Source organism: Saprospiraceae bacterium (genome assembly GCA_016714025.1).
Lineage (GTDB): Bacteria > Bacteroidota > Bacteroidia > Chitinophagales > Saprospiraceae > Vicinibacter.
The window spans coordinates 2,230,856-2,246,461 of record JADJOB010000002.1 but is presented as its reverse complement, the minus strand read 5'-3'; the positions used below and the strand labels follow the sequence as shown (position 1 = coordinate 2,246,461).

At 35.0% G+C, this 15,606-nt stretch carries 8 protein-coding genes and 1 riboswitch; of the genes, 4 read left to right on the top strand and 4 right to left on the bottom strand.

The features are described 5' to 3' along the window. Positions 1 to 252: 252 nt before the first annotated feature. The gene (locus IPJ80_12100) at positions 253 to 5,631 is read right to left on the bottom strand and encodes a gliding motility-associated C-terminal domain-containing protein (GenBank protein MBK7914222.1); all 5,379 of its coding nucleotides are present in this window, start codon (positions 5,629 to 5,631) and stop codon (positions 253 to 255) included. A 192-nt stretch (positions 5,632 to 5,823) separates the two neighbouring features. Continuing rightward, positions 5,824 to 9,018 carry a PKD domain-containing protein gene (locus IPJ80_12095; GenBank protein MBK7914221.1) on the bottom strand — a complete coding sequence of 1,065 codons (3,195 nt, stop codon included), beginning with the start codon at positions 9,016 to 9,018 and terminating at the stop codon, positions 5,824 to 5,826. Between the two features lie 118 nt (positions 9,019 to 9,136). On the opposite strand from IPJ80_12095, the gene IPJ80_12090 reads away from it, so the two are divergent. Continuing rightward, the gene (locus tag IPJ80_12090; GenBank protein MBK7914220.1) at positions 9,137 to 9,721 is read left to right on the top strand and encodes a hypothetical protein; all 585 of its coding nucleotides are present in this window, start codon (positions 9,137 to 9,139) and stop codon (positions 9,719 to 9,721) included. 9 nt (positions 9,722 to 9,730) lie between these two features. Here IPJ80_12090 and IPJ80_12085 read toward each other — a convergent pair whose 3' ends face one another. Beyond that, positions 9,731 to 12,094: a TonB-dependent receptor gene (locus IPJ80_12085; GenBank protein MBK7914219.1), complete on the bottom strand. Its 2,364-nt coding sequence runs from the start codon at positions 12,092 to 12,094 to the stop codon at positions 9,731 to 9,733. 93 nt (positions 12,095 to 12,187) lie between these two features. Beyond that, a riboswitch (TPP riboswitch) is annotated at positions 12,188 to 12,289 on the bottom strand. Next, the gene (locus IPJ80_12080) at positions 12,282 to 12,815 is read right to left on the bottom strand and encodes an ATP-binding protein (GenBank protein MBK7914218.1); all 534 of its coding nucleotides are present in this window, start codon (positions 12,813 to 12,815) and stop codon (positions 12,282 to 12,284) included. It overlaps the preceding riboswitch by 8 nt. 31 nt (positions 12,816 to 12,846) lie before the next feature. Between IPJ80_12080 and IPJ80_12075 the strand changes: the two genes are divergently transcribed. From IPJ80_12075 to der, 3 genes are read left to right on the top strand one after another with little or no spacing between them, the layout of a single operon-like run. Then, entirely contained in the window at positions 12,847 to 13,404 is a 558-nt protein-coding gene (locus IPJ80_12075) for a hypothetical protein (GenBank protein ID MBK7914217.1), read from the top strand. A 1-nt stretch (position 13,405) separates the two neighbouring features. Further along, positions 13,406 to 14,308, top strand: a complete 903-nt coding sequence (era, locus tag IPJ80_12070) for a GTPase Era (protein MBK7914216.1) — start codon at positions 13,406 to 13,408, stop codon at positions 14,306 to 14,308. Further along, positions 14,305 to 15,606 (top strand): ribosome biogenesis GTPase Der, encoded by a 1,302-nt coding sequence (der, locus tag IPJ80_12065; GenBank protein ID MBK7914215.1) that lies wholly within the window; start codon positions 14,305 to 14,307, stop codon positions 15,604 to 15,606. The genes era and der overlap by 4 nt, the downstream gene beginning before the upstream one ends.

Below are 15,606 nucleotides of genomic sequence, written 5' to 3'. Positions count from 1 at the left end.
AATTAATGTTTTATTTAACATTAATTAGATTTATTTTCACAAATAAAGTTTGCAATTTCAAAAACCATACCGTTGTACAATTTATATGAATCTCAACAAAATGAAAATCCATTACTAAATCCAAATCCCAAAACTTCAGGCAATCATAAGACCCTGCGATGTGCCTTTTCGCTTCTTCAATACTCAAAAAAATATATATAAAACCTTATTAATTAGGTTTCAGCCTCAAAAATGAGCCCTTTTTTTAGAAAATTAACGGATCAGCGTTAAATCACCTTTAAAAATCAAGCCAGCTCCTTTGGCGTTTTGCAGCTCAATCAAGTAAACATAAACACCTGGAAGCGCTGGTTGATCTCCAATTCGGCCATCCCATGCCTGGAATTCTCCCGAAAAATTAATATTTTCCAAGGCATGAACCTGGTTTCCCCACCTGTCAAAAATTCTAAGTGTATTTATGTGCAATGCTCCCTTAGGGGAAAAAAGAGAAAACAGATCATTGATGTTATCACCATTTGGTGTAAAAGCATTAGGAATAAACAGATCAGAATTTATTAAAACCTTAATTGTAATTGCATCTTCAATTTCACAACCATTCTGATCGATAAGTTTCAATGTATATCGGGTATCCGATTTAGGACTTGAATTTACTCTAACACAAGCTATACATGACAAATCCATTGTTGGATCCCAAATCAAAGACTGAATTAAGTTGGTATCCAGATTGGTTTGTGTATCAATAAAATAGGAAGATCCCAATACAATGCTGGTATCGGGTCCCAATTCTAAAAACGCCTGAGGGGGCTCATTTATTTGCACCAATGTATCTAATAAACAACCAAAACGATCTTTAAAAAATAAATGCTGCCAACCAGCAGTTAAATTTTCCAATTTACCTATTGGATTGTATTGGATTCCATCAGTAGAAAATGTAACAGGAGGAAATTTACTTTTTACTTCCAGAATTTCAATGACACCATTGCCCAAACCAAAACAAGAAATATCCTGAACATTTAATCGAATTTCAGTAATGCCAACTGTATCTTTTCTAATAATTCTGGATTCATTTCCAATACAACCTGTTTGTGTATTCACAATATTTACTTGGTATGTCCCTGAGCCTTTTATAAGGATGGTATCCCCTCTTGTACCAGATTGAATGCTCCCATCCAGCGTGCTCCAGGTGTATTCACATTGATTGCACCCTGAAAGGATAAACAACTTTGCTAAATCTTGTTCGCAAATCAATGAATCCAATGTTGCTATTTGTACAGAAGGTGTACTGGTGTCAATTGGCACATACAATGTGGTATCATGGACACACCCGTATTTATTTGTGATCGTCAAGGTATAATATCCGGAAAATAAAATCTTTGGATTTATTTGTGTTGAATCCAATCCAAATGGTCCTGACCATAAAAACCTATTTGAAACTGTATCGAATTTAGGATTCAATTGAACACTGGCCTGAATGCAATTTAATGTATCCGTTAAAACCGATAAATCGGGCTTTTGTCGCCGGTCGCTTACAAACACTGAATCCAATTGTTCACAATGATTCGAACCTTGTACGCGTACGTTATAAAAACCTGTATCTTTTACAAATGGATCCTTTGCATTTGATAAAAAGCTTCCATTTTTAGACCAAGTATAGCTCAAGCCCAAGTCATTCGTTTGAACATTCAATTGCACAGAATCTGTTTTACAATCCAATAATGTATCCTTCAAAATAAACACGGGCAATGTCTTGTCTAAGCCAACATAAACCGAATCCAAAAGCAAACAGTTATTTTTTCCTTCAACAATTAACTGATACCAACCGGAATCTTTTACGAAAGGATTCCGTTCATTTATAAAAACTCCTGTAGGACTTTGCCAGAATACGTTGATTAAACTATCGTTTGATTGTACCCGGATTTGTGTACTGTCTGATGAACAGTTTAAGACAGAACCAAATGCATTAATTATTGGCAGCAATGAATCTTTCAGTACGATTATCGTTGTATCAACAAAACAATTATTGGGTGCAGTTAAACTTAACAGATAGACCCCAGGCAATCTAATTGCTGGATTTGGAAGATTAGAATTAAAATTTGATGGTCCGTTCCATTGATACCTTACGTTTGCAGGTTGTACTTCTACTAAAGGAAAAAACTGAATTTTACTACAGCTCAAGGTATCCACCTGGATCCTTTGAATCAGTGGAGGCAAGGTATCAAAACGCATGTTTATAGAATCAATTCCGACGCAACCAAATTCATTGATGCTTCTGAAAATATACAAACCGCCTTCATTAACAGGTATCGGATTTCTCATTAAAACTGATCCTGAAGGTGTTGTCCATTCAAAGAACAACAAAGTATCCGTAAAAAAAGCTTGCAACTCCGGATTTGACTTGGTTGAACAATTGATGATGCTATCCGAATAGTTAATTTTTGGAGCTTGTTGGAAAGCAAGCAATCGAATTGAATCTGTCAAACTGCATCCAAATGAATTTGTTACGGTATAACGATAAAACCCTTCTAAATTGGTAAGAATTACCGCACTATCAGATGTTAATTGCCCGGGACCTTTCCATTGATAACTTAAATTATTTTCATTGCTTATAATTTGCAATTTTGCTGTCGAATCTTTACAACTTAAACTATCATTTATTACTTGAAATACAGGCAAATTTCTTCTCTCAATAAGTAAAATGGAATCTGATTTCATGCATCCATTTAAAGCAGTTACTTCCAACAAATGCCAACCTGGTAAATTGCTGGTAATGTCTTTCGTTAAAAAGGAATCCTGCAATGGGTTAAGCCATTTGTAGTTAATTATGGAGTCCGGAGAATTTGAAATGATTCGGGCATTTGTCATTGCACATGTAATGGTATCCGCTTGCAACTGCAAACTGGGAGGAAGTGTATCCAACATAATATGGATACGGGCTGAATCAGTGCATCCGTTAATCCCGCGAACGAAAACAGAGTACATACCCGGAGTGGAAACTAATATAGAATCAGCAATTGAATTAATAAATTGAGGTCCGGACCAATGCAATGTATCAACTCCCTGATTTAATTTAACTAAAATTTTTGCCTGGCTATATATACAGTTAAGATCATTTCCTTGAATTGATTGTATAGGAGGAGATCTATCCATATCGATATAAATTGACTTTTCGGCTTTACATCCATTTACACTGGTGGCAATCAATTTATAAAAACCACTGTCAGAAACTACAGGATCTTCCAACATGGAAGAAAACATCCCAGGTCCTGACCATTGGTAGTTCGAACTAATAGAAACCGTCGCGTTAATCTGGACCACCTGTCTGTAACAGGTAAGTTGCTCTCCGGAAAATTGAATGACTGGTTTTAAGGTGTCTTGTTTAATCTCAATACTGTCAAAGCTGCTGCAGCCATTGATGCCCGTTACCTGAATTTTATATATGCCGGCTTCTTTAATAAATGGGCTTGATTTCATTTCGTTAAAACCAATCGGACCCGTCCAATGATAAACCAAACCGGATAAGCCTGAAGTATCTATAAGTACAATCTGAATACTATCTTTAAAACAATCTAAAATTCCAGCTTGAAGTTTAAATTGGGGTCTTAAACTATCCAGCGAAATGTAGATCATAGTATCTAAAACACATGCGGCAGAATCTCTTAAGTATACCTTATAAAAACCTGAATCTTGAACAAAAGGATTTAACAAATTGCTTTTAAAACCGTAGGCATTTGAATAACAAATTGAATCTAAGATCGAATTGGAATTTGAATTTATTTGAACATTAAAATTATTCAGGCAATTCAAGGTGTCGGGTTTTACAGTATAGTCCGGTTTCTGAATGCTACTTGATACCCTGATAAACCCACTGTTTGAACAACCATTATCAGCAGTTACTGTAAGTGTATAAAATCCTGGCTTATTAATACTGGGATTCAAATTAGTTGATTGAAAAAAATTCGGTCCTGTCCATGTAAAATTTAACAATGATTTGTTAGAATTAAAACGCAAGCTGCTGACGCTGTCTCTGCAGCTTAAATCTTCAGCGAATAAGATCAATTCCGCTGGCATTGTATCTAATAACACTTCAATGGAACCAATATTAGAACATCCCGCATCGTCAGTCACTGTGACATAATAAAATCCTTGTTGATTAACCTGAATCACAGAATCAACACCAATCATATTGGCTCCATCAGACCAATTAAAAATTGGATTGATAGCATCTGTTGCTGCTTTCAATGTTGCCCTATTATGAAAACAATTTATTGTGTCTGACAGTACATTTAAACTTGGAATTTTATCTCTTTTTAATACCGTAATTTCAAGGGAATCGTTACAAAAGCCATCCTCAAATACTACTTTATAGGTTCCTTCTTGATTTACACTGACACTTAAGGAATCACGTAAATCAACAAAATTTCCATCATTTGTAGACCAGTTAATTCGCGTTCGACTTGTTTTAATGGACTTCGAAATATCCAATTGGATCACAGGATTGCTGCAAGTAATTGTATCCTTCTTTGTTAATTTAATCTCCATATCAACCACTTTTAAATCAAGATCCAGTATCGAATCACAACCAAAAGTTGATTTTAATGGAATGGTGTAGCGACCTTCATCGTAATATTTGAGTGCTCCAAGATGAAGGGTATCCCCCAGGCACAAGAAAAAGCTATCTTGAACTTGGGCATAATTAGGGTGAATTGAAACCTCCAAACAATTCTTTGATATTTCAGCACAAAAGCTGTTTAAATTTATAACTAAATCATTTTTAAATGATGAGATCGAGGTACCTGGTTTAGGTAATTTTAATGAATCTGAAGTGAGATACGAAACTCCGCAAATAACATAATCGCCTGCTTTAAAATTCTTGAAATCCAAACTGTCTCCGACATAAATCAGGGTGTCATTTTCTGTTACTAAATAAGTATAAGAATACGAGGTAGAATCCGGTTTATAAACTGGAAACGTAATCCGTTCCTGGATTAAAAGCTGAGGATCATCAATACAATAATCTAAATGTTCATTTATAAAAACACCACCATTTGGACTGCAATCCATACAATTAATTCCAGTAGGATCGCAAAACAATAAACAAAAACTCTCGATTTTACCTTCATAAAATCGTTCGTCATCGTGGACTTCGAGTGTCCAAATTCCATTTACAGAACCTAAATTAAAACTTTCCAGACATCCTCCTTCCGGGTAATATGTGCCATTATAAAATTTGCCAAAAATTCCCCAGGCTTGTTGATTATCCCATTTCATTTTAAAGCCTTTGTCAGGATTTGATTTATCAGCACATGGAATAAATGTGACAGCCCAATGTGAAAAGTCTGAAATTCCGGAATTACCAATGGGTCCAACCAATCGAAGTCTTTGCCCAGAAGGAGAAATGAGATCCATTGTGAGGTCTCCAATAAACTCGTGTTCGAATTGTATCCTTACTCCACAAACACCTTGTCCAGGATTTGCTAAATTATTATTGAGTGCTGAACTTATTAATAATTTGAGAGAAGCTGTGGATTTATCTTTAATTAAAACTGTTGAGTCGACACAGCACCACTGACCACTTAACTCCGTTAGCCACATGCTAACGAATGCAAGTATGATCCATTTATTCTGATAGTGCATCTTAATAAGTCCAAAACATGATATATACAAAAACCGTGCAAATTACCCAGAACACATCAATTCTGGCTAATTCGCATGTTATTCCCGGCAGAACCATAATGAACTGCAGTTAATTAACTACTGCTGTCTTGACTAGAACGCTTATTCTGCTTTATTCATATATCACCCTTGATTCCAGCAGAATAGCTTGAATTATCTTGATAAGAATATCGCTCTTGTAATTGTGCTCTTTTTATTTTCAATACTTAAAATATAAGATCCAGCTTTCAAGTCATTTAGATTTAACTTAATACTTGGTTGATCTGGAACAGCTACATGTGAATAAACCACTTCACCCAGGTAATTATAAATTTTAATCAAGTTTTTATCCTGTACGTCCAATCCCGAAATATTTAGAATTCCATTAAAAGGATTTGGAAAAATTTTAATTCCTTCAGAATCTTGTTTCTTAATTGGATAAATTATGTCTCCATTTAATTCTGAATTTTTGTAGATAATATTTTCCGGACACAATACGGGTGAAATAACACGAATATAGGATTGTCGGATTAAGCTATTTTCACCATTTGAATTCCGAACGGTCAGTTTAACAGAATAAATACCTTTTTTGTCATAATAAACCACTGGGTTTTTACTTGATGAAGTATCCGGTGAAGCACCATCAAATATCCAGGACCAGGAATTTACGTCTGCAGAAGTTTTACTTGTGAATTGGACCTCTCCAAATCCGCAAATAATTGTGGAATCTGCAATAAAATCGACTTTAGGAACTAAATAAACTGCCACCAATTGGTTCATGGTATCAGAACCGCAATCATTTGTCACTATTAACCGAACGTGATAATCTCCTTCAGCAGAATATAAATGGGTTGGAGAAACTTCAGTACTTGTTTTGGAGTCTCCAAATTCCCATAAATAGCTAGCTCCCAATTTTGACTGGTCATTAAAAAATACTGAAAATCCAGTAATTGATTTTTGAAAGGCCGCTTCAGGATTATCACCAACACTTACAAACTGTTGCTTGTTTATTGTAACTGAATCTCCATTCCCTTTCACCTTTAATGAAACATCATAAATTCCTACTGAATTATAGGTCACAACAGGATCTTTATCAATTGAACTTGAAGGTGTCCCTCCTGGAAAACTCCATTGGTAGCTGGATGCACCTACTGAAGTGTTCTTAAAATGAACTTCAAAAGGAATGCAACCTTTTTGAAAATCAGAACTAAATCCAGCAATTAATCCTGTTCCGATGATTATTTCTTGAGTAAACGTGTCTCTGCCACAAGCATTTTCTATAATTTGCTTGGCCTGATAAATTCCGGGTAAGTATTCATGGGTAGGATTTTGCTCCGTACTTGTTTTTCCGTCTCCAAAATCCCAATGCATTGTCCTGGAAAATTTTGATTTATCTGTAAACGATATGATTGTTCCGTTTTCCTGGAAAGTAAAATCAGCAACAGGCGTTGAATCTGCCTTGATATAATTTAATTTTTCAGCGGTCGCACTGTATTTACTATTTCTCGCCACTAATTTAACATCAAATGAACCAGGGTTTTTATACTCAACAATTGGTTCAAAAAGGGATGAAGTAGATGGCACGCCTCCTGGAAAAGTCCAGGTCCAGGAAGTAACATTGGTAGATGAAAGGTTGATAAATTTAACTTTGAATGAAGTACAACCAAAGGTAGTGTCTGCAGAGAACAGAGCAATTGGAACCGTAACAATGGTTATTTTCATTTTAAATTCATTGACCCCACAATCATTTTCTGCACGCAATACGACATCATAAACACCATCATTTTGGTATTCATGTATTGGATCCAGGTCATTTGAGGTTTCTCCATCACCAAAATCCCATTCATAGGTACTGCCATATAAGGTCAGATTTGTAAAATATACCGTTCTTGAAACAATGACTTTACTAAAATTAGCTTTTGGTTTATCATTCGCTTCAATATATTTTGAAAATGTAACTGAGTTAGATCCAAATGCATTGCTTACCCTAAGGGTCACATCAAACGTTCCAAAAGTCTTATAGGTGACCACCGGATTTTGCTGGTTTGAACTAGAAGGTGTTCCTCCTGGAAAAGTCCATGCCCAACCCGTTGGATCATTTGTAGATAAATCAAAAAAGTTAACACTGAATGGAACACAACCGGAAACTGGATTCCCATAAAAGTCAGCAACCGGAGCAGAGCCACCAGAGCATACGCTTAAACAACCTCTGCTATTTATATGTGCATTTATTCTTGAAATCGAATTGGTTGACCAGGCGGAAGTACAATTCACGGCTGGAGCCATGATAAAGGGTTGCCCACTGCCATCATGATCCGCATTAAAATTATGACCTAGCTCATGTGCTTGCAATTGCCGAATGCAATTATTGGACCCTCCGTAATCGCTGCAAACATTGTATCTCAGGTTATTACAAATTACCCCTAGCCAGGCCAGACCAACAGCTCCATTGGTATATTTTGTAGTCCAGGCAGTTGCAACATCGTACCCTGCACCATATCCTCCACCATTTCCCCAACTAACGTGTTTATCCAAATGCGTATTGATGTTATTGATTCCATTCCATGGATCTGTAGCAGCAGAAGTCGCTACAAAACTTGCAGACTGAACAAATTCGATGGAATGTTGAAACTCATTGTCATAATTATCCCCTAATAATGTTAAAATGGTATTATTCCAGTTTTCAACATTGGCAACACTCCCTCTTTTTTGAAAAACAGTGAAATCATTTGCTATTGCAATTTCAACCTGAAGACAATGATTCCGGCTGTTGTTTACTTTCTCTTCTGACTGTTCTATGAATTGTTGCTTATTTTTTATATACTTATCAAAACCGCATTCGATAGAAGGGTTTTGGAATATTTTTTCACTATCATAAATAACCAGCACATCATCAGAATAGCTAGGATCTATGCCATTTGCCTGCTCAATAAAAAAAGTGGCTCCACCCTCTTTAATCATCCCGGCAATAAAGTGGTCTGCAATGGTCATTCTTACATCACCACCTCTTGGAGTTTTAAGGTAACCAATTAATGAATGAATGTCCGGACGACGTCTAAATTCCTGGACTCCACGATCCGTACCAACTCTGAGTAAATAATCTGAAGTGTATACTTCGTGCTCAAATAATTCAAGATTCCATACAAAATCAGGATGTTTCAACGTTAGAAAATGCTGATTGCCTCTTGAAGACATGCCTGATTTAAGCTGATCAAAATCTATTTTGACCAGTTTATAATCATAAAAAACTTGATTTAAAGGTGATTTTTGAGATTGTTTAAGTTCACTTAAGCTTATGTTTTGTGCTTGAAGGCCTATAAAACCTAAGAAAATGATAAAAAGCTGTAAAGTAATTTCCCTGATTTTCATAATATCTTTTAATATGACCGTAAAATTATTAAAAAAATTCCATTTTTGATCTTGCTAATAAATTGAATGCTATATGTTTAAATTAAATGTTAATAGAAGGGTTTGCAAAAGTTTATACATGCTGCTTATAATTAATATAATAAGCTGTTTTTCAAGCATAACCCCCTTGTCTGCTCAATCCAGTAAAAAGAAAAAGAAAGAAACAATTCCATTTATTGATAAAATCTGGTTAGGAGGCGGTATCAATCTAAATTTCAACTCTGGTTATTATAACGGTTTACAATCAAATGTGTTTACGTTTGGGTTGTCACCAATGGCTGGATATAAATTAAATTCATTTCTGTCTGTTGGTCCCCGCATCAGTTTTGACTGGACCATAGCTAAGTTTAGCGATTTTAGCGGAGTTTACAAATACAATAGCATCGACTACGGAATCGGATTATTTGCCAGAGCTAAGTTTCTACAGAACTTTTTTGTGCATACCGAATTTAGTGAGCTAAATGAAACTTATACAGACGGCTCTACAAATGGCAATAAATTGGTAACTTCCAGAGAGTGGAGGGATTTGTTTTTAGTGGGACTGGGCTACCACTCAAATGCCCCGATCGCCTATGAACTCTATGTCAACTACGACTTCCTGGAAGTCGATAATTCGATTCGAATTCCAATTGTCTATCGAGCAGGAATTACCTGGCATTTTTGATAGTTTCAACTACCTAAACTCAAATTGAAGACCCAGGCTAAAATGTCTCAGGGCCTGTGGGTAAACTGCTTTGTAATAATAGATTTGATCTGAATCTTGAGCTAAATAAGGATCCTGGCTTAAATTGATTGGTAAATCTGAATGAAATCTCGATGAAATCCATCCGTGTGATGCATATTCTTTATCAAGTACATTATACATTGCAAACCAAAAATGAATGGTTGATTTTTTAAATACCTTTTGCTCTAAATTCAATTTAAATTCTACGTGTTGGTATTTAGGAATCAATGCAGTTCCTGATCCACTGTTATCAAGATACATCGCTCCAATGTTATGATATTGCATGGCCAATTGTAAGCCTGGTGTTTTTTTCTTAACTTTTAAAATTGAAAATTGTATGCCAGCATGAATAACTGATTTTGGTGAGAAAGAAATATCTGTATTGGTATGCGTTTTAACGATGGATCTATTTTCATTATCATAATCAACAATAAACTCGTCAAATTTATCAATTTTATTTTGGCTAAAGTTGAGTGCAGTCCAAAAAGTAACCAGATTTCTCCATTGATAATCTGCTTCCAATTCTAATCCAAGTCTGTTGGATCGATTTAAATTGGTATGGAGTAACTCTCCAACATTATTAATAGCGCCGGTAAGTGCAAGCTGGTTTCTGTAAGCCATTTCATACAAATTCAGTTTGACCGTAAAGCATTCTGATTTAAATTTTCCTCCCAATTCCAAATCGATTAAATTTTCTGGTTTTAATGCATCTGCGGCGTTTAACAAATCTTCACGAAATGGTTCACGCAACATATAACCTAAAGAAGTTGAAAAAATCCACCATGAATTCAATTGGTAATCAGCATAGAATTTGGGGCTTATAAAATTAAAATTATGGCTTTGATTTATATCCTTTTTGCTTTCTAATACACCTTTAATCTTATGGTTAATATTCCTATACTGTAAATCTGCATTAATATTTAGTTTTTTTGAAATCTGTATACTAGATTTAATTGAACCAGTAAATTCTCTCTTATTTCCATTGTTGTCATAAAATCTGTTTTTCAATACTTTATAATCCACTAGATTAACCCAATTTACATTCCCAAAATGATTTCCATAATAATGTATCAAACTTAAAGCGGGAGTCACATTCCATTTTTTATTTATTTGAAAAACCAAATTAGTACTTAATAGTCCAAAATGATTTTTTAACCATTTGCGTTGGATTAAATCAGCTTTGCTTATCGTGCTGCTTTCAATGTAATAATTTGCTAATGTTGCATTTGCTATATAGGATTCGTAATAACCTTTACCAAAAGTATAATTTAAAATACAGTTTAAATTTAAATTTGAATTTAACTGCTTTTGGTAAAATCCTTGAATGTGTTCCTGCTTGTATTGGTCAATTTCATTGCTATATGGATCTCCGGATTTCTGTGTACCCGCTGCATTATAAGTTCGTAAACTGTCTATCCCTATAAACTGAACCGGCAACCCAAACCAAGCTTGATTGGTTTGTTCGCTACCGTGTAAAAAGTTTATTCGAAATGCACTCGATTTTAATATACGTGCCAAAGAAATGTGAAATGATTTAAGATCAGAATTGGATCGATCGATATATCCATCTGACTTTTGTCGAGATAGTCCAAACTTTAAATTATACTTATTTTCTAACAATCCTGAATTTGCGAGCAAGCTGTATTTAAAAGTATTAAAAGAACCAAATTGGGTTTGAAAAACAAGGTATGGATCAAAACTTAATTTATTTGTATTGATATCAATTGCTCCTCCAAAAGATGCAGATCCTGGTCGATTCGGTACATTTCCCTTTAAAACTGTTATTTCATTGGTATGCGAAATGATGTCAGGAATGTCTACAAAGTAGCTAAGAGAAGATTCGCTGTCATTAAATGGAATGCCATTCAAAGTGATTTGAATGTGAGATGGATCCATTCCACGCATTCTGAGTGCAGAATACCCTACTCCATTTCCGGCATCAGACTGATTGACAATCCCGGATACTCTGGTTAATAAAAACGGAAGATCTTTTTCCTGTCTGTTGTTTTTAATCCATTCTTCGTCTAATTTAGAAACACTGGAATAGTTTGATGGATTAAATTGATAGGTTTTAATCAAAAGTTCATTAAACTCAATTCTCCGAACCAAGGTGATATCAAAAACTGAGTCTTTTGTACTTATCGGCAATGTAAAATATTGAATATCATAAAAATAATCTACTGCTAATGCATAAACACCATTTGGCAAATTGGTGAATTCGTACTTTCCATTTTGATCAGTCCAATGCTCCAAACCCAACTGGACAATGCTCAATTTAACATGTTGGTATGCCTGACCATTTTCATCGATCACGTTCCCAAAGATCCTGTTTTGAGAATACGAATTTAAGATTGTAAAAATTAAAAAAAAGCTAAGCCCTATCCTCATAAGATTCAATTAAATGAAGGGGAATCGCCTCTATCGTTCCCTTCCAGGAATTACCCTGGCAGGTTCGGTGGGTATAATCTCAGCCGGCAGACAGCATATGCGGCACCCCAAATCAACGTTTAAAGTTACGGATTTCTGGAATATGATTTTCAATAAAAAAGCATGCTTTCTTAAATCGTGCAATGCCAGATCCTGAGACAAAGCAAAGTGGCAAATTCTTTTTTTGTAAAAATTGCCAATACCTTTTAAATAGCCTGTCTCGATCTGTTGGGTTTTGACGATGCGGATCAAAGACCCACGGGATATCTGGACAGCAAAGCAGGTAAAGAGTGACTTCATTTTTGCCAAAAAGCAACTCCAATGAATGGGAGACTTTGCCATAAATTTCCAGGCTCCAAATCATGTAATTTAACGCATCCGTATCACAAAAAACCAAAGGAAAGGATTCTAAAGCGGATTTATTCAAATATTCTTGCTGAAAACCCATCATTTCAATGGCATTAAAATCAGGATAACCAGGATTTTCAGCCAGATAGGTCCTCGAATATTCAGGGATCATCTTACCTTTGTAAGTGCTTGATAAATAGTTACAAAGGCTTGTTTTTCCGCATGATTCCGGCCCTGTAACAACTATTTTATAAGGCATCTGTTAATAAGTTCATCCTTCCTACAAATATATGCACGATATAGAACCCTTTTACAACTGGCAGGATTTGTACAATAGTTCAGAAGACGAGCGAAGTCCATTTTTCAACTCGTTTCACGATGAATTTAATTATCGGAATAAAGTTTATAACTATTACATTCATCCATTGTGGGACGAAATTGGTTCTGAAACTCTTTATGCGAAGTTACTTTTTGCAGATTATGAAGAAGGATTTTGTATATTGGAATTTATTGGAGAATGGAATGATTGCATAAACAATGATATTATGTTTTTAAAGCGGGATATCATTGAGCCATTGGAAAATCAAGGCATCCGAAATTTTATATTAATCTGGGAGCATGTATTCAATTTTCATGGTTCTGATGATTGTTATTATGAAGAATGGTATGAAGAGATTAAAGACGAACAAGGAAGTATTTTCTTTATTAATATGCAAAAACCTGTGATGGATGAAATTAAATTATTTGGAATTCAACATTTTGTAAATTTTGGTCCAGCATTTCAGGATATTAATTGGAGAAAAATGAATCCCACGGATTTAATGGAATTTGTAGCATCAAAAACATAAAATGAGCGATCAATTTAAATCAGGATTTGTTAATTTGATTGGTTTACCAAATAGTGGTAAATCCACTTTAATCAATGCACTAACGGGTGAGAAAATGGCGATTATTTCACCAAAGCCTCAGACAACCCGTCAGCGAATTCTTGGTTTAATTAATGAAGCTGACTTTCAAATTATATTTTCAGATACCCCTGGATTTATTGATCAGACCAATTACCCGCTTCATTTAAGTATGAATATCCAGGTTTATAATGCATTGGAAGATGCTGATTGTTTGCTTTTAGTCATTGACGCAAGCAAAGACCTTGAACTTCCCGATGCATTTGTAAAGCTGCTTCACCCAATCAAAGTACCGATTATCATTTGTTTAAACAAAGTCGACCTTTCTACCCCACAACGTATTGCTGAAATTGTAATAACCATCCAGCATCTTGGAATACCCCATTTAAAGATTATAAACATTTCTGCAATTAATAATTTAGGAATCGATACGCTGCTTACCGAAGTAAAAAACTTGTTGCCGGTTCATCCAGCCTATTATCCGGATGACATTATTAGCAATCGCCCAATTCGTTTTTTTATTAGTGAATTAATTCGTGAGCAATTATTTAAGTTATATGATGCAGAAATACCCTATCATTGTTTTGTAACCATTGAAAGTTGCAAAGGGGTAGATGATCAACTGGAAATGGCTGTAATCTATGCTAATATCTATGTAGGGAAACAATCTCAGGTGCCTATCCTAATTGGCAAGGGTGGCGGTAAATTAAAAGAACTTGGAATTCGGTCAAGAACTGAAATTGAAAAATACCTGGACCAAAAAGTATATTTAAGTCTTAGCATTAAATTACGCAAAGACTGGCGAAACAATGAATCATTTATTACAAAATCAAGTATTTTTCAATGAGTTTTACAGTAGCAATAGTGGGGAGACCCAATGTAGGGAAATCAACATTTTTTAATCGACTGATTGGACATAAAAAATCAATTGTTGATGACGTGAGTGGTGTTACCAGAGACCGACTCTATGATGTCAGCGAATGGAACGGGAAACATTTTACAGTAATTGACACGGGTGGTTTTGTAACCGGTTCAGAAGATATTTTTGAAAAAGAGATTAGAAAACAAGTAGAACTTGCCATTGAAGAGGCAAGTTGCATTTTATTTATGACGGATGCTACTGCAGGAATTACAGATCTTGACAATCAGGTAGCAAAAATGTTGAGGAAGATTAATAAGAAAGTATTTTTAATTGCGAATAAAGTAGACAACAATCAACGTTACTTACAAGCACAAGAATTATGGGGCTTGGGATTTGATGAATTGTATTGTATTTCATCTCAATCCGGAAGCGGCACCGGTGAATTATTAGATGCAGTTGCTGCGTTAATTCCGGACGACATAGAAACTGTATCTGAATTACCTAAATTTGCGGTTATTGGCCAACCAAATGTTGGTAAATCATCTTTCTTAAATGCACTTTTAGATGAGGAAAGAAATCTTGTAACGGATATAGCTGGCACGACCCGTGATCCTGTTCATAGCATTTATAGAAAATACGGAAAAGAATTTATGTTGATTGACACTGCTGGAATTCGCAAAAAACATAAGGTCTTTGAAGATCTGGAATTTTATTCTGTAATTCGAGCTATAAATGCAATTGAAGATTGTGATGTTTGTTACCTTATGATAGATGCAACCCTGGGCATAGAAGCGCAAGACATGGAATTGGTATCCTTGGTAATAAAACGAAATAAAGGATTGGTAATTTTGGTTAATAAATGGGATTTACTTGAAAAGACAACTCAAACAGCTAAAGAGTTTGAAACTAAAATCAGGTCAAAACTTGCTCCATTTGTTGATGTTCCCATATTATTTATCTCCGCCAAAGACAAACAACGTATATTTCAAGCAGTTGAAAAAGGGATTGAAGTTTACAATAACAGAAAGCAAGAAATTAAGACTTCTGATTTAAATGATAAGATGCTTGAGGCTATTGCAAAAATACCCCCACCCTCCTATAGAAATCATTTGATTAAAATAAAATATATAACTCAAATATCAAAACCCTATCCTGCTTTTGCGTTTTTTACAAATTATCCCGACCAGATAAAAGGCAGTTATAAACAATTTTTAGAAAACCAAATGCGTGAATTATATAATTTTAATGGCACTCCAATTCGCTTAATTTTTAAGGAAAAATAA

What these genes read in the sequence shown, in the direction of transcription:
- IPJ80_12095 (MBK7914221.1), bottom strand. Translation starts at nt 9,018, where the DNA reads ATGAAAATCAGGGAAATTACTTTACAGCTTTTTATCATTTTCTTAGGT.
- era (MBK7914216.1), top strand. Translation starts at nt 13,406, where the DNA reads ATGAGCGATCAATTTAAATCAGGATTTGTTAATTTGATTGGTTTACCA.
- IPJ80_12075 (MBK7914217.1), top strand. Translation starts at nt 12,847, where the DNA reads ATGCACGATATAGAACCCTTTTACAACTGGCAGGATTTGTACAATAGT.
- IPJ80_12100 (MBK7914222.1), bottom strand. Translation starts at nt 5,631, where the DNA reads ATGCACTATCAGAATAAATGGATCATACTTGCATTCGTTAGCATGTGG.
- IPJ80_12090 (MBK7914220.1), top strand. Translation starts at nt 9,137, where the DNA reads ATGCTGCTTATAATTAATATAATAAGCTGTTTTTCAAGCATAACCCCC.
- IPJ80_12080 (MBK7914218.1), bottom strand. Translation starts at nt 12,815, where the DNA reads ATGCCTTATAAAATAGTTGTTACAGGGCCGGAATCATGCGGAAAAACA.
- der (MBK7914215.1), top strand. Translation starts at nt 14,305, where the DNA reads ATGAGTTTTACAGTAGCAATAGTGGGGAGACCCAATGTAGGGAAATCA.